Annotated in this window: 20 protein-coding genes; 8 read left to right on the forward strand and 12 right to left on the reverse strand. The window is 59.1% G+C overall.

Annotated features, from left to right (window positions below; genetic code table 11):
• Window positions 1–190 precede the first annotated feature (190 nt).
• Window positions 191–664: a cyclic nucleotide-binding domain-containing protein gene (locus QOL84_RS12025; protein ID WP_034153174.1), complete on the forward strand. Its 474-nt coding sequence runs from the start codon at window positions 191–193 to the stop codon at window positions 662–664.
• On the opposite strand, the gene QOL84_RS12030 is transcribed toward QOL84_RS12025, so the two are convergent.
• Window positions 661–945, reverse strand: a complete 285-nt coding sequence (locus tag QOL84_RS12030; RefSeq protein WP_283437329.1) for a hypothetical protein — start codon at window positions 943–945, stop codon at window positions 661–663. The genes QOL84_RS12025 and QOL84_RS12030 overlap by 4 nt on opposite strands.
• 80 nt (window positions 946–1,025) lie before the next feature.
• Between QOL84_RS12030 and QOL84_RS12035 the strand changes: the two genes are divergently transcribed.
• The 4 genes from QOL84_RS12035 to QOL84_RS12050 all read left to right on the forward strand — a co-directional run bounded on the left by QOL84_RS12035 (window position 1,026) and on the right by QOL84_RS12050 (window position 3,194).
• On the forward strand, window positions 1,026–1,712 hold the full coding sequence (locus QOL84_RS12035) for a spermidine synthase (RefSeq protein WP_283437330.1): 687 nt from the start codon (window positions 1,026–1,028) through the stop codon (window positions 1,710–1,712).
• A 48-nt stretch (window positions 1,713–1,760) separates the two neighbouring features.
• A complete protein-coding gene (locus QOL84_RS12040; RefSeq protein ID WP_007911336.1) occupies window positions 1,761–2,132 on the forward strand; it encodes a YajD family HNH nuclease in 372 nt (123 codons plus the stop codon).
• A gap of 132 nt (window positions 2,133–2,264) precedes the next feature.
• Complete coding sequence (locus tag QOL84_RS12045) at window positions 2,265–2,735, forward strand: RNA methyltransferase (RefSeq protein WP_007911337.1); 471 nt, start codon at window positions 2,265–2,267, stop codon at window positions 2,733–2,735.
• A gap of 81 nt (window positions 2,736–2,816) precedes the next feature.
• Window positions 2,817–3,194 (forward strand): YgaP family membrane protein, encoded by a 378-nt coding sequence (locus tag QOL84_RS12050; RefSeq protein WP_129390514.1) that lies wholly within the window; start codon window positions 2,817–2,819, stop codon window positions 3,192–3,194.
• 76 nt (window positions 3,195–3,270) lie between these two features.
• Here QOL84_RS12050 and QOL84_RS12055 read toward each other — a convergent pair whose 3' ends face one another.
• Together QOL84_RS12055 and QOL84_RS12060 are read right to left on the reverse strand one after the other, a co-directional pair.
• Window positions 3,271–4,500 (reverse strand): hypothetical protein, encoded by a 1,230-nt coding sequence (locus QOL84_RS12055; RefSeq protein WP_283437331.1) that lies wholly within the window; start codon window positions 4,498–4,500, stop codon window positions 3,271–3,273.
• A 78-nt stretch (window positions 4,501–4,578) separates the two neighbouring features.
• Entirely contained in the window at window positions 4,579–5,028 is a 450-nt protein-coding gene (locus QOL84_RS12060; RefSeq protein WP_129390508.1) for a YcgN family cysteine cluster protein, read from the reverse strand.
• Window positions 5,029–5,308: 280 nt separating this feature from the next.
• On the opposite strand from QOL84_RS12060, the gene QOL84_RS12065 reads away from it, so the two are divergent.
• Window positions 5,309–5,902, forward strand: a complete 594-nt coding sequence (locus QOL84_RS12065; RefSeq protein ID WP_283437332.1) for a nitroreductase family protein — start codon at window positions 5,309–5,311, stop codon at window positions 5,900–5,902.
• 58 nt (window positions 5,903–5,960) lie between these two features.
• Here the strand turns inward: QOL84_RS12065 and QOL84_RS12070 are convergent, their stop codons facing one another.
• From QOL84_RS12070 to QOL84_RS12085, 4 genes are all read right to left on the reverse strand, one after another.
• On the reverse strand, window positions 5,961–6,893 hold the full coding sequence (locus tag QOL84_RS12070) for a D-2-hydroxyacid dehydrogenase (RefSeq protein WP_283437333.1): 933 nt from the start codon (window positions 6,891–6,893) through the stop codon (window positions 5,961–5,963).
• A 105-nt stretch (window positions 6,894–6,998) separates the two neighbouring features.
• On the reverse strand, window positions 6,999–7,292 hold the full coding sequence (locus QOL84_RS12075; RefSeq protein WP_283437334.1) for a YcgL domain-containing protein: 294 nt from the start codon (window positions 7,290–7,292) through the stop codon (window positions 6,999–7,001).
• Complete coding sequence (gene rnd / locus QOL84_RS12080) at window positions 7,289–8,422, reverse strand: ribonuclease D (RefSeq protein WP_283437335.1); 1,134 nt, start codon at window positions 8,420–8,422, stop codon at window positions 7,289–7,291. Before rnd ends, QOL84_RS12075 begins: the two co-directional genes overlap by 4 nt.
• Before the next feature lie 242 nt (window positions 8,423–8,664).
• Window positions 8,665–10,314 (reverse strand): phosphoethanolamine transferase, encoded by a 1,650-nt coding sequence (locus QOL84_RS12085; RefSeq protein WP_283437336.1) that lies wholly within the window; start codon window positions 10,312–10,314, stop codon window positions 8,665–8,667.
• Window positions 10,315–10,710: 396 nt separating this feature from the next.
• On the opposite strand from QOL84_RS12085, the gene QOL84_RS12090 reads away from it, so the two are divergent.
• Window positions 10,711–11,898 (forward strand): cyanate transporter, encoded by a 1,188-nt coding sequence (locus QOL84_RS12090; protein ID WP_283437337.1) that lies wholly within the window; start codon window positions 10,711–10,713, stop codon window positions 11,896–11,898.
• Window positions 11,899–12,083: 185 nt separating this feature from the next.
• Complete coding sequence (locus QOL84_RS12095; RefSeq protein WP_129390488.1) at window positions 12,084–13,019, forward strand: LysR family transcriptional regulator; 936 nt, start codon at window positions 12,084–12,086, stop codon at window positions 13,017–13,019.
• Window positions 13,020–13,022: 3 nt separating this feature from the next.
• Here the strand turns inward: QOL84_RS12095 and QOL84_RS12100 are convergent, their stop codons facing one another.
• The 5 genes from QOL84_RS12100 to QOL84_RS12120 form a co-directional block, all read right to left on the reverse strand.
• Window positions 13,023–13,388: a 5-carboxymethyl-2-hydroxymuconate Delta-isomerase gene (locus QOL84_RS12100; RefSeq protein WP_283437338.1), complete on the reverse strand. Its 366-nt coding sequence runs from the start codon at window positions 13,386–13,388 to the stop codon at window positions 13,023–13,025.
• 168 nt (window positions 13,389–13,556) lie between these two features.
• The gene (locus tag QOL84_RS12105; RefSeq protein ID WP_283437339.1) at window positions 13,557–14,477 is read right to left on the reverse strand and encodes a LysR substrate-binding domain-containing protein; all 921 of its coding nucleotides are present in this window, start codon (window positions 14,475–14,477) and stop codon (window positions 13,557–13,559) included.
• Window positions 14,478–14,549: 72 nt separating this feature from the next.
• The gene (locus tag QOL84_RS12110; protein ID WP_283437340.1) at window positions 14,550–16,658 is read right to left on the reverse strand and encodes a DUF6311 domain-containing protein; all 2,109 of its coding nucleotides are present in this window, start codon (window positions 16,656–16,658) and stop codon (window positions 14,550–14,552) included.
• Window positions 16,655–17,041 carry a GtrA family protein gene (locus tag QOL84_RS12115; RefSeq protein ID WP_283437341.1) on the reverse strand — a complete coding sequence of 129 codons (387 nt, stop codon included), beginning with the start codon at window positions 17,039–17,041 and terminating at the stop codon, window positions 16,655–16,657. The genes QOL84_RS12110 and QOL84_RS12115 overlap by 4 nt, the downstream gene beginning before the upstream one ends.
• Window positions 17,038–17,748, reverse strand: a complete 711-nt coding sequence (locus tag QOL84_RS12120; RefSeq protein ID WP_283437342.1) for a class I SAM-dependent methyltransferase — start codon at window positions 17,746–17,748, stop codon at window positions 17,038–17,040. The genes QOL84_RS12115 and QOL84_RS12120 overlap by 4 nt, the downstream gene beginning before the upstream one ends.

Consider the following 17,748-nt stretch of genomic DNA (forward strand, 5'->3'; position numbering starts at 1 on the left):
CTCTTGGGTCTTAATTCCAGACCCAAGAGGCCGATACCCCCAAGATCCCTTTGTGGGAGCGAGCCTGCTCGCGAATGCGACCTGTCATCCACATCGTCGGTGACTGACACTACGCTTTCGCGAGCAGGCTCGCTCCCAAAGGGGCGGTGTACAGCCTTGAAAATGTGAAAACAAAAAAGACCGTGACGACATGTCAGAACCAACCTTCCTGAACAATGAAATCCGCGACTGGCTGATGGACTGCGGCCTGTTCGATCAATTGCAACTGGCCGACTTTGCGGCCGCTTCCGGCTACTTCAGCATCAGCACCGTGGCTGAAGGCGAAGCGATTTTCCGTGAGGGCGATGCCGGCAGTTTCATGTGCATCCTCCACACCGGCCAGGTCGCTGTGCAGAAAACCGGGCCCGATGGCCAGGTCATCACCATGGCCACCCTGCGCAGCGGTCGGGCGTTCGGCGAAATGGCCGTGCTGGATGGCGAACGTCGATCGGCCACTTGCGTCGCAGCGACGAACTGCCAGCTATTGAATCTGGGCAAGGACTCGCTGGAGAAAATGCTCAACGACGCGCCGAAGATCGCTGCGAAGATCATCCGCGCCCTCGCCGTCTCGCTGTCGAAACGCCTGCGCATGGCCGACGGCCAACTGGCGGCGCAACAGGTTTAACCGCCGGGGGATTTCGTCTTGGTGCCGTTGGGTTCAATGCCCGGCACCGGTTGATCCTTGCTCGGCGGGCTGGGCATTTCGATCGGCACCAACGGCGGGCTGCCGCTGCCCGCGCCGGACTTGGGAATATTGATCGGCGTGATCTGCGGATACGGCGTCGGTGTCGCGGTACCGGGCGAGCCGGCTTGCGGCGCCGGGCTGAGCGGAATCGTCTGCTGCGCCTGCACTGCAGGAATCGAGAGCACGGCCAGGGCAATGACCGTTAGAATGGTGCGCTTCATCAAGGGCTCCGTTTGGCCTCTAGTCTGCGCTCAGGCTACTCCCAACGGGCCTGCTTGCCTTCCCCCTTGTAGAGATTTCCATGAAACGTTTCGTTCTGCTCGACACCACCCCGATCCCTGAAAGCGGCGGTGCCCTGTGCCTGTTCGAATATGGCGAGGATTTTGTCATCAAGATCCAGGGCGGCGACGGCGGGCAATTGATGAACACGCGCATGCACGGTTCCGAAGATGCGCTGGCCGAGATTCCTTGTCGCAAGGTTGCCGGCCGGCCGGCTTCGCGGGTCTTGATCGGCGGTCTGGGCATGGGTTTCACCCTCGCTTCGGCGCTCAAGCATCTGGGCAAGACCGCTGAAGTGGTGGTCGCCGAACTGGTGCCCGGTGTAGTCGAGTGGAACCGTGGCCCGCTCGGCGAAAAGTCCGGCCGGCCGCTGCTCGATCCACGTACGGTGATTCGTCAGGAAGACGTCGCCAAGGTGCTGCAAAGCGAGCCGAATGGCTTCGATGCAATCATGCTCGACGTCGACAACGGCCCCGAAGGCTTGACCCAGAAGGTCAACAGCTGGCTGTATTCCGCCGCCGGCCTGAATGCTTGCGCCAAGGCTTTGCGCCCGAAAGGCGTGCTCGCCGTGTGGTCGGCCAGCGCCGATCGGCTGTTTTCCGACAAATTGAAGAAGGCCGGTTTCAAGGCCGAAGAAGTCCAGGTCTTCGCCCACGGCAACAAGGGCACGCGCCACACGATCTGGATTGCCGAGAAGCTCAAGGGCTGAGCTAAACTCTGCACATAACCGTCATTAGTCTTTTACAAAGGTGAACCCATGAGTTCGTCCACCCCAACCAATACGTCGAAGCTGGATCGCATCCTCGCCGACAACCAGCGTGACAAGGAAATGGGCTACCGCGACAAGGCCCTGAAGATGTACCCGCATGTCTGTGGCCGCTGCACCCGTGAATTTTCCGGTAAGCGCCTGAGCGAACTGACCGTGCACCACCGCGACCACAATCACGACAACAACCCGCAGGACGGCTCGAACTGGGAATTGTTGTGCCTGTATTGCCACGACAACGAACACTCGCGCTATACCGATCAGCAATACTTCAGCGAGGGCTCGCTGAGCACGCCGAAGATTGCCAAGGCAACGCATAACCCGTTTGCCGCCCTCGCCGGGTTGATGAAGAAAGAAGATTAAAAAGCAAAAGATCGCAGCCTTCGGCAGCTCCTACAGGGTGTACGCCATTCAACTGTAGGAGCTGCCGAAGGCTGCGATCTTTTGATCTTATCCCCGTATAATCGCGCTCTTTTTCCCGAAGGCACCCCGCTCGTGGCAGACAAACGGTACAGCTGCATTGGTTTGTATAACCCCAAATCACCGGAGAACGTCGGTTCGGTGATGCGCGCCGCAGGCTGCTACGGCGTGGCATCGGTGTTCTACACCGGCAAGCGTTATGAACGCGCCGCCGACTTCGTCACCGACACCAAGCGCGTGCACTACGACATTCCGCTGATCGGCATCGACGATCTGAAAAAGATCCTCCCGCTCAACTGCGTACCGGTCGCCGTGGAACTGGTCGAGGGCGCCCGCCCGCTGCCGGAATACACCCACCCGGATCGCGCCCTGTACATCTTCGGCCCGGAAGACGGCTCGCTGGATAAAGAGATCCGCGACTGGTGCGAAGACGTCGTGTACATCCCGACCACCGGCTGCATGAACCTCGCTGCCACGGTCAACGTCGTGCTCTACGACCGCATGGCCAAGGGCCTGAACACCCGCTCCGGGCCAAAATTCCGCTGAAGCGTCGCACATCCGATGGAACAAGCTGACTGCTTGAGCAGTCAGCTTGTTTATCCATTACTCATTGCCTGGAGAAAGATCATGACCGAGCTCAAACGCGTCGAGCGTATCGAATCCACCCCGTTCCAGAGCCATTCCGAGCAGAACGTCGAGGGCTGGGAGCGCATCGGCTCCCTGGCCGGTGGCGTGATCATGGTCGGCAAGGGCCTGCGCCGTGGCGGTGTGTTCGGTTTGATTCAGGTGGCGATTGGCGGTGTGGCGATGGCGCGCGGGATTACCGGGCACAGTTCGGTAAAGAGCCTGTTTGAGAAAAGTCGTCAGGACATGAACAACGTGCGGGCGAAGATCGAGCGGGCCGGGGAAGAGTTGAGCAAGCTGAAGGCGAATGCCGAGGCGGCGACCAAAACTGCCACCGTGACCGGCAATGATTCGGTGAAATCACCAAAAACCGGGGTTTGAAAGTAAAAGATCGCAGCCTGCGGCAGCTCCTACATGGACGGTGTAGGAGCTGCCGCAGGCTGCGATCTTTTGATCTTTACTGTAGCAGCGCGGTATCAAGGACTTTGGAGGACTCACCGAGAACGCTCTCGGCCAACTGAACAAATGCCTTGGTACTCACCGTGCCCAGATGCATCGCCCCACGCAACACATCATCCAGCGAACGCTTGTTACGCGTTTTCAAACGAATCTCGCGATCCAGTTCCTGTAACAACACCACTGCTTTTGCCAACTGCGCCGGGCTGATCTGTTGGCCGCGCAAGGTCGTGACCTTCTGGCTGTCCCTGAGCAATTTCTCCTGCAAGCCCTGATAGCGCTCATCACTCATGCCACCCGCGCGGCGCACCAGTTCGATCGCGTAATACTCGGCAAAGCCTTCGCTGATCCAGGCACTGCGCTGCTCATCGTTGATCCGCCCGAACACCTGCGCCAACTCGCGCACCAGCGCACTGCTGCCGCTTTCGCTGACCAGCGGCAAGCGCGTATTCAGGTAGATCGACTCATGCGCGCCCAGACTGCCGCGCCACATCGGATCATTGGCGCCGACGATCAACAGCTTGCTCGGATGTCGCGGGTAGACGGCCTGCACCTGCGGCCAGACGAACGTCAGCAACGTCAGCACATCCATGCGCCGCATGCCCTGCCCTTGCGGCGAGGCCACAGTGACCTCAGTTTCGCCCAGACGGGTGCGCCGCGTACCGAGGTGGCCGGCAAGCATCCAGCCGGTCGGGCGGTCGAACAGGCGTGAGGGATTGTCGATGCGGAATTTGTTCTTGCCGATGCGTGGCCACGCGGTTTCGACGCTTTTCCAGCCGTCGGGTAATTCGAATTGCAGACGCGAGACCAGTTCAACGCCGTCCTGTTGGTCGAGCTTGGCCTGCGGCACCAATTCATCGCCGCGCAGCAACGCCCAAGTCGGCGTCATGCGCGTGTCGAAGCTGCCATTCTTGCGGCCGTGACTGATACGCACGCGGTAGGTCAGGCTGGCCTTGTCACTGGACGGACGCCAGACACCGCGAGTTTGCTTACCCGGGTTGAGCAGCCACTGGCCGTCAGCCTTGAAGTCGCTGTAATGGCTGCCATCGCCCAGGTCAAAATCGAGGCTGCGCACCGCTTCGCCCTTGGCGAGGGTCAGGCGCACTTCGGCCTGATCGCTCTGCGGCAACAGGCGCACGTGATAATCCAGATCGACTTTCTGCGCCGCCCACACCGGCACGCTCAGCGCCAGAAGTACGGCGAGCAGCGCCTGAGGCAATCCCACAGCCATACACACTCCTTGTGGCTAGCGAGCCTGCACGCAGACCCGAATGATCGGGAGCAAGCTCCCTCGCTACAGATTGTTCAGTTAACCTGCGCGGAAAATCAGGTGATCTTCCCAGTCATCCTCCGGCACGCTGCCCTCGGCGAGCATGCGCCCGGATTGCGAAATCCGCTGGTGATGCACGGCATCGCGATCACCGCTGACCAGATGGTGCCACGACGGCAAATCCTTGCCTTCGCTGACCAGTCGATACCCGCAGGTCGGCGGCAGCCATTTGAATTCTTCAGCCTGGCCCGGGGTGAGCTGGATGCAGTCCGGGACAAACTTGATGCGATTCGGGTAATCGCTGCACTGACAGGTTTTCAGGTCCAGCAGTTTGCAGGCGATGCGCGTGTAATAGACGCTGTTATCTTCTTCATCCTCGAGTTTTTGCAGGCAGCACAGTCCACAACCGTCGCACAGCGATTCCCATTCCTCCAGATCGAGTTGATCGAGGGTTTTGCGTTTCCAGAACGGTTCGACTTTGGCGACCATGGCTCAAGCATCAACATCAGGTGGTGAAAAGGCCGCCAGTCTAGTGCCCAAGGCCTTGCGGGCCAAGCGCTGGCGACTGCCGGTTGTGCAGGACTTGTCAGTTTTTGTGGCGGCGCGTAGCTTTGCCAGTCGCAAGGAGCCTTGCCCGCAAGCCATTAACGCCCGACCGCGTTGCATTGCGGTGAACTGTCAGGCTCGGAAAACTCCCATTGTTCAGCGCAACTGATCCCGCCGGGTTTTCGTTCGAATCTTTTACTCAAACGTAGCAAGGAATCTCTTGATGAGTGCCAACCCTCGCGTTGCCGATTACGCCATTCACCCGCAATTCACCGACCGCTGGTCGCCGCGCGCCTTCACTGGCGAAGCAATCCCGGAAGAAACCCTGCTGAGTTTCTTCGAAGCCGCGCGCTGGGCGCCCTCGGCGTACAACTCGCAGCCATGGCGTTTCCTCTACGCGCGTCGCGATACGCCGAACTGGCAGCGTTATCTGGGCCTGCTCAATGAGTTCAACCGTAGCTGGGCGCAGCATGCGTCGGCGCTGGTGATCGTGATTTCGAAAACCACGTTCACGGCACCGGGCGCCACTGAAGAAACGCCGGCGCTGTGGCACACGTTTGACACGGGTTCGGCGTGGGGCCATCTGGCGCTGCAAGCGAGCATCAGCGGCTGGCACACCCACGGCATGGCCGGTTTCGATCAAGAGCAGACACGCAAGGAGCTGAACATTCCCGAGGGTTATGCGCTGCACGCGGCTGTGGCCGTTGGCAAGCTGGGTGACAAGGCAACCCTGGCGGATTACCTGCAAGCGCGCGAAGAGCCAAGCCCGCGTCGTCCGCTGAACGAACTGGCGGCTGAAGGCGACTTTACCCTCTAAGCCACAGCGCAAATGATCGTTCCCACGCTCCGCGTGGGAATGATCTGAAGCAAGGAGATCAATACCCGCGGTTGAAATCCACTTCGCCGCGCAACGCCTCACTCGCCTGATACGCCTTCAGGTTGTCGACAAACAGCTGCACCATCAACGCCGGTGACGTCGGCGCCGAGCTGTGCCCGGTCAGCAGCAAGCCCCACGCGGTCCAGAACGGATGACGTTGCGGCAACGGTTCCTGACGGCAGACATCGATCACCGCGCCCGCCAGATGCCCTTCCTTCAGCGCTTCCACCAGATCCGCATCGACCACCGCGACACCGCGTCCGGCATTGATGAACAACCCGGTCGGCTTGAATTGCCGGAACAGCGCCGCATCGTAGATATCGTGGGTGTGTTCGGTGTTGGGCAGCAGATTGACCACGTAATCGACTTCGCCGACCAGCCGTGGCAGATCGGCCATCGAGCCGACTTCGACAAACGGCGCCTGCTCGCGGGCGCTGCTGGCGATGCCATACAGCTCGACGCCGAACGGCCGCAGAAACTGCGCGACACTCTGGCCGATGTCACCGGTGCCAACGATCAGCACCTTGCGTCCGACAAGACTCTGGCCGGTGCGATTGTCCCACTTGCGCTCGACCTGGCTGACCAGACGCGCCAGCACTTCGCGCTCATGACCGAGCATGTAGGTGAGGACATATTCAGCCATGACCTGGCCAAAAATCCCCACCGCCCGGGTCAGGCGGTAATCGCGACGCAAGCCGTCGGCGAGCAGCGGCGTGATGCCGGCCCAGGTCGATTGCAGCCATTGTGGCTGATGCCCTTGGCGCAACAGCGTCGCCAACAGATCCGGCTGCCCCAGCCACACCGGGCAATCGGCAGCCTGACGCGCCAGTTCGGCAGAGTCGCCACTGGTCAGCACTTCGAGTTCCGGCACTGCCTGACGCAGCAGTCGGGCGTATATCGCGTGGTCGTGTTCAGCAATCAGAACGCGCATCTTCAAACCTTTCGCAAACCGTGCAGATGGCCACCGGATTCAGGGCGGCCATCGCGGTAAAAACAGTTCCAGGGTTAACCAAGGCCCAGGACAGGGCCTTGCAGATCAGACCGGATCGTTGCGTCGCAGCAACTCTTCGGGCAAGTGCTCGATGTACTCGTCCTCGGCCGGCGGCATTTGCAGGTGATAGCCCTGCTTTTCGAGGTTTTCCAGAACCAGGACGATGTCTTCGCTGGCCAGTTTACGCTCGGGCGTCAACACCAGACTGAAGGTAAATATGGCTTTGCCGAAGGCCGCCATCAGGGCCTCGGGCACGCGTTCCAGCTCATCGCTCTTGAGCACATAGAGATACATGCCCTTGCGCTTCGAGCTTTGGTAAATAGAGCAAATACGTTTCAAGGCTGTTCTCCGGCGGTGGCCAGGCTGTCGAGCAGCTTCTGGCCCATGAGTTCGCGGCGCCAGCCACGCAACGACTCAGGCAATTGGTAAGGACCCTCGGGGTAGCCGCTTTTGACCAGGGCTTCGAGGGTTTTCTTGCGCAGCATCAATTCCGGGGCGATATCGAGGCGTTCAGCTTCGGCCTGACCCAGTGCGCGCAGTTGTTTGATCAACGCGGCGGCTTCGATCGGCAACGGTTCCGCCACGGCAGGTGGCCACTGATCAGGCCCCACACTGCCAGAGCGCTTGATCAGATCAAGCAGAAATTGACCGTCCTGACGCACGGTACGCGGGTGCATGTCTTCGATCTTGCCCAGCGCCGCGAGGTTGTCCGGTTGCGTGCGGGCCAGCGGCCACAGCGAATGCTCACGAACAATTCGGTTGCGCGGCAGATCCCGGGCACGGGCTTCGGTTTCACGCCAGGCGCACAGTTCACGCAGAACCGCCAATTGCGCGCGCGAGAGTTTCCACGCCAGTTTGGCCTCGCGGTAAACCTCGTACGGATCGCTTTCACGGCGCAGGTTGGCAACCAGTTCGGCGCCGTCCTCCAGCACCCAGGCGAACTTGTCGTCAGACAGTTTCGGCCGCAGTTGTACGAAAACTTCCGCCAGGTGCACGGCGTCTTCGGCGGCGTAGCTGATCTGGGTTTCGGACAGTGGTCGCTGCAACCAGTCGGAGCGCGTCTCGCCCTTCGGCAGTTCGATACCGAGCACCGCTTGCACCAGGCGCGAATAGCCCATGGAGAAACCGAGGTTCAGGTAAGCGGCGGCCAATTGTGTGTCGAACATCGGCGCCGGCAGGCTGCCGGTCAAGCGCAACAGCACTTCGAGGTCTTCGCTGCAGGCGTGCAGGACTTTGAGTACGGCCGGGTTTTCCAGCAATGCGGCGAGCGGTTGCCAGGCATTGATGGTCAGCGGATCAATCAGGTAGGCGCGTTTGCCGTCGCCGACCTGCAACAGGCCGGCAATCGGGTAGAAGGTGTCGACCCGCATGAATTCGGTGTCGAGGGCAACGAAAGGCAACTGCTGCCACTCGGCGCAAAACTGCGCGAGGCTATCGTTGTCGCGAATCCAGTGAATATCGATGGCCACACGGCTCTCCCTTGAAGAATGGCGCGCAGTATATATCGCCACTGGCGATTTACGCGCCTGCGAAGGGCAAGAGCTGTAACGAAATGTCCTGCCCAAGAGCAAGAATAGTCTGACAGAAGGATCAAACGCGGCCATTACCTGTAGGAGCTGCCGAAGGCTGCGATCTTTTGATCCTGTTATTGAAGATCAAAAGATCGTCCGAACGCGGCCCGAACCTTTGGCAGCTCCTACAGGGGAATGTTTCAGTCCTTGGCCAGGACGCCGTCGATCACGGCGCCACGGCAGCCGGCGAACATGTCCAGACCCGGCTGATACACCGAACTCTTCACTTCCAGAAGGCCGAGCATCGAATGGAACAGGTTGTCCTGGCTCAGCGGTTTGTCGCGGCTCATTTGCAGGCAATGAGTGTCGACCGAATAGGCCTTCTGATAGCTATCGGAGAACCACGCCAGCATCGCTACGTGTTTCTGTTGCTCCGGCGCCAGCATGTAAGGCGTGCCGTGCAGGAACAGGTTGTACTCGCCCAGCGATTCGCCGTGATCGGACAGATACAACATGGCGGTATCGACCTTGTCCTGATTGTTGCGCAACACGTCGATCAGGCTCGACAGCACATGATCGGTGTACACCAGCGTGTTGTCGTAGCCGTTGACGATACTTTCGCGGCTGCAATTGTTCAGCGCGTTACTTTCACAGACCGGGGTGAAGTGCTCGTACTCTTTTGGATAACGCTTGAAGTATTCCGGGCCGTGGCTGCCCATCTGGTGCAGAACCAGCACGGTGTCTTTGTCCAGATGATCAATAAAGCTTTGCAGGCCTTGCAGAAGAATTTCGTCACGGCATTCGCTGTTGGCACACAGGGTCGGGTCTTTCAAGTTGCTGACATCCTGCACCGTCACGCGATCACAGGTACCTTTGCAGCCTGACTGGTTATCGCGCCAGATCACATCGATACCAGCACGTTTGAGCACGTCGAGCAGGCCTTCTTCGTTCTTCGCCTTGCTCGCGTCGTAATCCTTGCGCCCCATGTTGGAGAACATGCACGGCACCGAGACAGCGGTTTCCGTGCCACAGGAATGCACGTCGGTGAAGGCAATCAGCCCGGTTTCCTTGTCGAGTTGCGGCGTGGTGTCCCGGTTGTAGCCGAGGATGCCAAAGTTCTCGGCACGCGCACTTTCACCCACCACCAGTACCGTCAGCGATTTACGCGGCTGCAGCTTCACATCGGGATTACGCTGAGCGTCTTCACCAATCTTGATAAACGGTTGCTCTGCCGAAGCCACCAGCTCGCGAAGATAGCCGGCCGATGCGCCAATGTAGTTGCTCGGCACCAGCATCAAACGAATTTCATGGTGATTGCGAAACAGCGACGATAACCCTTGGTAGTTAGCCAGTGCAACACCACCGATGACTGCTGTCGACGCCACACTGACAATAACCTTACTGAACAACTCGCGGTGCCAGCGACGATAGTTGACCGGCACTTTCCACAACAACCATGACGGCAAGACACCGAGCAATACTATATAAGCCAACAACTTCAACGACAGCAGATCGCGCACTTCGGTGATATTGGTTTCGGCGAAGTTTCTAAACATCCCCGCATCAATCATCACGCCATACTGGCTCATGAAATAAGCCACGCCGGCGCTGAGCAAAAACATCAACGTCAGAACCGGTTTAAGCAGTGGCCGAAAGGCCAGGAACGTCAGCACAATGTTGAACGCCGCAAAGATCATCACCGCGAAAGCCACGCGCATGGCGATGCCTTTGCCGTCTGCGGCAGTGATGTCGAACAGATGCTGCCAGAGCACGAAATTGAAACCGATCAAAAGAAAGGCGCTGGCAATCAACGTCACCCATTCCGGGCGCACGGCTTTTAACTTCAACATAAAGGTAATTACTTCCCGAAAGGACGCGCCTCGGTTATTTGTGAAAATTTCATTAACCAAGGCGTGACAGACTTTAAGCAGGCAACCATCAATTTTTTGTGAAAAAGACGCCAACGATTAGTTGGCTTGTCGGAATACTCTGAAACATGCCAAGCATTTGAGAATGATTCAGCTTTTATTCAGAAAACACCCCTGTAGGAGCTGCCGCAGGCTGCGATCTTTTGATCTTGATCCTGCTTCAAGATCAAAAGATCGTCCGAACGCGGCCCGAACCTTCGGCAGCTCCTACAGGCGTCGTAGCGGGTATTTGATTTTTAGGTTGCGGGGCGGGTTTTCTGGTTTGCGCGGCGGTGACGGGGCTGCGCTAAATCGTCAGCTCCGCTCAAAGGTCCGATGATGGAAAACGTCCGCACCACCACCGCCCGCCCAGCAGTCTGGCTGATGTTCGCGATCATACTCGTCGCGCTCAACCTGCGTCCTTCGATGGCGGCGGTCGGGCCGTTGCTCTCGGCGATTCGTGGTGACATTGCGTTGAGTTTCAGCCTCGCCTCGCTGTTGACCATGCTGCCGGTGATGGCGATGGGGCTGGCGATGTTTTTCGGCATTCGCATCAGTCAGCGTCTCGGCGAACTGCGCACCGTACTGCTGTCGTTACTGATCATCGGATTGGCGACGCTGTCGCGGCTGATGATCGACTCTGCTGCCGAATTGATTGCCAGCGCCGTGCTGGCGGGCATTGGCATTGCGCTGATTCAGGCATTGATGCCGGCGCTGATCAAATCGCGCTTCCCCGACAACGTGGCGCTATGCATGGGCTTGTACGTCACTTCGATCATGGGCGGTGCGGCCATCGCGGCGTCGTTCGCGCCACTGATGCTGGCGCACACCGGCAGTTGGCGGATCGCACTGGCTGTCTGGGCTGCGTTGGCATTGCTGGCCTTTGTGTCTGGCTGGACGCAGCGTAAAAATCTGTCATCCCCGGCTGCCGTGGCGACACAGAAAGAGTCGTTCTTCAACAATTCCCGCGCCTGGCTACTCGCAATCTTCTTTGGCTTGGGCACGGCGTCCTACACCTGTGTGCTCGCCTGGCTGGCGCCGTACTACGTGGAAAAGGGCTGGAGTGAACAAAACGCAGGGCTGCTGTTAGGTTTTCTGACGGCGATGGAGGTGATTTCCGGCCTGGTAGTGCCGGCCATCGCCAATCGCAGCCGTGACCGGCGCGGGGTGCTGATGGCCTTGCTCGGGCTGATCATCGCCGGTTTCTGCGGTTTGATCCTCAGTCCGCAACATCTCAGCCTGCTCTGGCTCTGTTTGTTGGGGCTGGGCATTGGCGGGCTGTTTCCGATGAGTCTGATCGTCTCGCTGGATCATCTCGATAACCCGCAACGCGCCGGGGGCCTGACGGCTTTTGTGCAAGGCATCGGTTACCTGATTGCCGGGCTCTCGCCGTTGATGGCCGGGATTGTCCGCGATCAATTAGGCAGTTTCGAATGGGCCTGGTGGTCGCTGACGGCGGTGATGGTGATCATGCTGTTGATGGTGTGGCGCTTCGATCCCCGGCATTACACGCGGCATTTTGACTGAACCGACTAGAGGCCTCTGGCCATGTTTTAGCCCTTTGTCGGACGACGTCGTGTTGCTAAAAGTTTCTGTCCCACAACTGTCCGTGAAATGTCCTACAAGGCTTTGTCCTGGCACCATCGTTCCGTTAGGATCGTTCGCACACGTTTGCGCGGATTCAGCGCAAGGAGCACAGCGGGACGGAACGGATGCTGAACAGTAACTTGCTTCGAAAGCTCGACATGCAGGATCTCATGGTGTTTATCGCCGTGTATGAGCAAAGCAGCGTCACCGATGTCTCGGAAACGCTGTTTGTCAGCCAGTCCACCGTCAGTTACTGCCTGAAGAAACTGCGCACCAGTTTTGAAGACGAGTTGTTCATCAACACGCGCACCGGCATGCGGCCGACCTACAAGGCCAGCAGCATGTACGGCCATGTGCAGAAGATCCTCGAAAGCATCAACCTGTGTCATGCCGGTGCCCCGGCGTTCGACCCGAGCCAGCAGGCCGTCACGTTCAATATCTGTGCCCCGGAATACTTCGAGCAACTGATCCTGCCACGGCTGTTGAAGCGCTTCGATTTCGATGACTTGCCAGTGATGGTCAACATGCACAAGTTTGAAACCGACGTGCCGGCCGATGAGTTGCGCGATGGCAGCCTCGACCTGGTGATCAGTTTCGGCCCCAACTTCCACCGCCATCACACCGACCTCAAGTCACGGATGTTGCTCGAAGACGATCTGGTCTGCGTCTTCGACAAACGTGCCACGCCGCTGGAACCGCGCCTGAGTCTGCAGGCCTTTACCGAGCGGCGGCACGTGTTTCCGACACCGTGGACCTCGACCACCAACATGGTCGACGGCTGGCTGGCACGGCAAGCGCAGAAACGCCAGATTGTCGCGCGCTCGAACAGTTATAGCGCCGCGTTGAAGATGATCACCGGCACCGATTTCATCCTCACCCTGCCCCGGCGCATTCAGCGTCTGCTCACCAACGAAGCGGTGTTCAATCACTGTGAGGCGCCGAACGGCTTGCCGGGGTTCACCCTCGACATGCAGTGGAGCCAGACGGTCGATCAGGACAGCGCCAATGTCTGGCTGCGCGAACAAGTGATCAAGGTGTGCAGTGAGCTGGAAGCGGCCTGAGGCTTAAACGCCGATGGCGGTTTTGCTGTAGGACTCGCGTTCGATGTCGACCAACTCGACACACAACTGCACTTCGAGCCCGGCCGGCCATTCGCAGAGATCCTGCAACACCGCCAGCAAACTCTGCGACAGCTGTTTCTTGATCTCCGCTGAACGACCGCTGAGCAGCGCCAGTTTCACGTAGACAAAGGCGCGCTCGGCCATTGCCGTGCCGACCTTGAACGTCTCGACTTTGGTCGCGCGGCTCTTGATATCGAACTCCGCCGCGAACTGACCGGACCCCACCAACGTATTGTTGAGCCGGATCAAAGCGACGTCGGCGTTCAACTGCGGCAGGTTGGCGGTGTATTCCAAGTGCAGGTGTGGCATCGGGAGGCTCCAGTGAGTCAGCGGAAAGTTCGTACATATACCACAAGCAGCTCTGCGCATTTTTCCCTGTAGGAGCTGTCGAGTGAAACGAGGCTGCGATCTTTTGATCTTGAGATTCAAAGATCAAAAGATCGCAGCGTGCCGCAGCTCCTACAGGTGCGGTGTTGATCAGGATGGAATCACCGGTCGTTCACTCATGAAAGCTTCCAGCCTTGAACGCAACCAACGCTCGGCCGGATCGCTGTCGACATGGCTGAGCCAGACCATCGACAGGTCCAGTGTCGGCGTCTTGAACGGAAACGGTTCCTTGAACAGCAATCCCGAGGTGGCCATCGCGGCGGCGGTGTAATCCGGCAGGCTGGCGATCAGATCGGTACCAGCCAGCAACGCCGGCAACGCGCTGTATTGCGGCACCGACAGCACCACCTGGCGAGTGCGCCCGAGTTCCGCCAGCCATTCATCAGCGAAACCACTGACATTCGCCGTGTGCGACACCAGTACGTGCGGCCGTGCGCAATATTCGTCGAGAGTCAGCGGAGTAGCCGAGGCATCGGCACGCAGGATGCTCGGCTGAATATGCCGCAGCAGTTTGCGCTTGGCATTGGCCGGCAGGCCACGGGTCTGGCTGATGCCGACGGTGATGTCGCCGGCGGCGAGCAGATCGGGAATCCGCCAGTAATCGACATGCTGCACGACAAACACCACGTTCGGCGCTTCCTGGCGCAAGGCGCGCAACAGCGGCGGCAGCAAGCCGAACTCGACGTCGTCGGACAGGCCGATGCGAAAGGTCATGGTGCTGACCGCCGGATCGAAATCGCGGGTCAGGCTCAGTGCCACCGACAGTGAGTCGAGCGCAGGCTTGAGATGGCGAAAGATATCCTCGGCGCGGGCCGTCGGCTCCATGCGATGGCCGACGCGGATGAACAGCGGATCGTTGAGCATCGTGCGCAGGCGATTGAGCGCCGAGCTGATGGTCGGCTGGCCGAGGAACAGTTTCTCCGCCGCCCGGGTCACGTTGCGCTCGAGCATCAAGGTCTCGAACACCACCATCAGGTTGATGTCGGCCTTGCGTAGTTCATTGCGGTTCATCCATTGCTCCCCGATCCCCAGTCTGAAGGGCAGTGTAGAAAGGTCCGCCGACAACGTCTATGCGGACACGGCTCAGTTGATCGACATTGCCTTCAGGCCTATGGCGAGTTGTCGGCGATCCTGGCCGACGCCCAACTGCTCAGGACTGATCGCATCGGCGAACTGCAGTTGCACCCGCAGCAAACCCTCTTGCGTGATGCGTTGGCGGATAGCCGGAGTGAGCTGCAATTGGAGACTGTTGCCTTCCGGCTGGTCCAGCGTGGTCGCCAGTGCTTCGATGCCATTGAGCTTGATCACCACGCGTTGGCGCATATGCCCCGGGGCAAGGAACGCCGTGGCCTGAAGATGCAGGGTGCGGGCCGAATCGTTCACTCGCATGACCATTTCCGCTTCGGCACCGCTGGACCAGACGCCCCAGGTTTCGGCATCCGACCAGCCGCGCGCGAGATAATCCTTACCAGCAGCACCATAGCTGAACTGCGCTTTTGCTCCGGAGACGAACTCAGGCACTAGCTGTTGTGGCGTCTGATCGACGGGCACCTGCACGCATTCACGACACTTTTTCCAGCCCGGCGCCAGCACCCGGAATCCATCGATACGGGTGAACAGATCCGTTTCGGTATTGACGGTGGAAACTGCCTGCAGCAGTGCCCGATCACTGAGCAGGTACAACGAATCCGCGTCATATTGCCCCGAAGCCAACATCGTGCGGCTGTGCTGATCAGCCACCTCCCACTGGTCCTTGCCCATCCGTCCCAGATAGACAGCGTCGGTCGGCAGCCCATGCGTTGCGGCGAATGCGGCGACGTTCATCCACTCCGGCGACAGGTTCTGCGGAAGGATCCAGCGGACTTTCTGATAATGCTCGGCGGCATTTTTCCAGAACGGGTCGACAAAGGGCGTCTTCCATTGCGTGCTTGGCGCGACCATCAACTGCTTGCGCACCAACGACCAGCCGCTGTGCGTATCCGCAACTTGAACGGCCAGCGCCAGCGCCATCAGCACGGTTGCCACACGCGGTTTATTGGCGCGAACAACCAGGTAAATGATCAACAGAATGAACGCGTAATACACCGGCCAGAACATGCGTCCCGAGGCCCGGAAAATATTGGCGATGGCGATTATCTTGTCCGGTAACGGATAGGTGAAATTCGCCCCTGCAACGGCAATGTTGTTGGACACCGCAAACACCGTCAGCCCGGCCAGCGCGATCAGCACAAGCCAGTGCCGACGCAGCGACTGCGCCAACCCGGTCTGCCCTTGCAGCCACCCGACCAGCCCACAGACGGCCAGCAATAACAGGCCCAGTCCGAGATAACTGAAACCTTCCGTATCACCCAGACCACCAGGCAGATCCTTGAGAAGGTATGACCAGTGATTGGGACTGAACAGTGTCAGCACATTGGCTCGGTACAAGCCAAATCCGTCGGAAACCGCATCGGAGCCGTTGACGGAAAAATACCCCGCCTGCCAGCAGCAAAAACTCACCAAGGCGAACAGCAGAACCAGTTCGATGGCGACATCACGCAAGGTCAGCCGCGCTTTGAAATACCGAGCGAGCAGATCGGCCAGCCAGAGCAGCGCGACCATGGCCAGAAAATACGCATGAATCAGCGCGGTGCACGCCAGCAAAATCCCCCAGGCCAGACGTCGCCGCGGGTCCACCGGGCGCAAGGCCAGGTACAAGGCGGCCAGAATCAGAAAATGTCCGGCCAGCGACAAATGGGTCGGCATGCGGATGATCATCGGCGGAGCAAACAGAAAAAGTGCACAACCCAATGCCCGCAAAGTGACACTGGAGGTGACCAGCCCGACCAGTTTCCAGGCGAACCATGCTTGCAGGACAAAACAGGCGAGAAACCAGATTCCGAAATACTGAAATGTCTGCGGAAGCCATGCAGCAAATGGCTTGAACAACAATGCCAGCAGCGGATTGGAGTCGGAAAAGATCAGGCCGTTGCTCAACTCCAGTCCGTATGTCGGATTCAGGCCGAGCGGAAACGTCCACGGCGCCTGACGGAAAAATGCCCATCCCAGATAGTGCGTTGCCGGATCGCCTTGCCCCAGCCAGGCAATATTCTGCGGATCAAGCGCCCGAGGGCCGACGACGATGAAGAACGCCAATACGCCGATCATCAACGGCAACAGAGTGACAGCCAGGCGTTTTGTGGAATCCTTCATCGATACGTCCAGAAGTTGTGCAGTACAAAAGTGAATGCCGGAATGGTCAGCGCCACCGCGACGATTCCCAACAAATAATGCAACCCGGCCATCTGCGCAGCCCAGGCAACGAACATCGCCAACAGGAATCCGCCCACCGATACCAGCAGAAAGCGCAGCAACGTTCTGCCACGCAGTCGGGCGGAAAAACTCCAGGTGGTATTGATCACGTAGGAAACAACCGTCGCCACGGCAAACGCAACACCGTTGGCCAAGGGCGGCTGCGGGCTGATGAAGTTGATGAACAACACCGCGACCAGCGCATGCAGAGCCGTGACAAACACACCGGTCACGGCAAAGCGTAAACCGCGCTGGATCAGCGCTGATTTTTCGCCTGAGGTCACGGTTTTTGCGCCAACACGAAAACGCTCAAACCGGCCAGACGATTCATGCCCATCAGCGGCAGTTCAAGGCTGCACAGGGTTTTCAGTACGCCGTTTACCAGCGGGTGATGACGCTTGAGCTGTGAGCGCGGCGCTGAGGCCTGCGGGCCTTGCGGTAACAACCGTAACGCCGCCGCAATCGGGAACACCGCGCCGAAATAATAGGCACCGCGCTGCACGGTCAGGCCGGCATCGCGCGCCAGCGTTTCGAACTGCGCCAGGGTGTAGCGGCGCTTGTGTTCAAGGAAATCGTCATGGCCGCTCCAGAGGAACTGGAAGGCCGGCACCGTCATCAGAAAACGGCTGCCGGAAGGCACTTTATCGACGTACATCCTGAGCAGGCCGAGGTCATCGTCAACGTGTTCCAGCACGTCCATCAGCAACACCAGGTCGGCGTCGAGGTTTTCAATCCCGCGCCGGTAATGCACCGGTTTGCCGGCAGTCGTCGTGCTCGAGTCGGCGGGATAGCTGATGTCGACGCACCATGCCTCCTGCGCGGTGGTATGCGTCAGCAGATGATGCGAGAAAAATCCGGAACCGGCGCCCACGTCGAGGATTCGTCTGATCGGCGCATCACCCAGCAAACGCGTGGTTGCCGCCGCTTTGGAGCAGTAATACCAATGCTCGTTGATGCTGTCGCCGAGGATGTCGGTTTCCTTGAGATCCAT

This window comes from Pseudomonas helmanticensis (assembly GCF_900182985.1).
Taxonomy (GTDB): Bacteria; Pseudomonadota; Gammaproteobacteria; order Pseudomonadales; family Pseudomonadaceae; genus Aquipseudomonas; species Aquipseudomonas helmanticensis.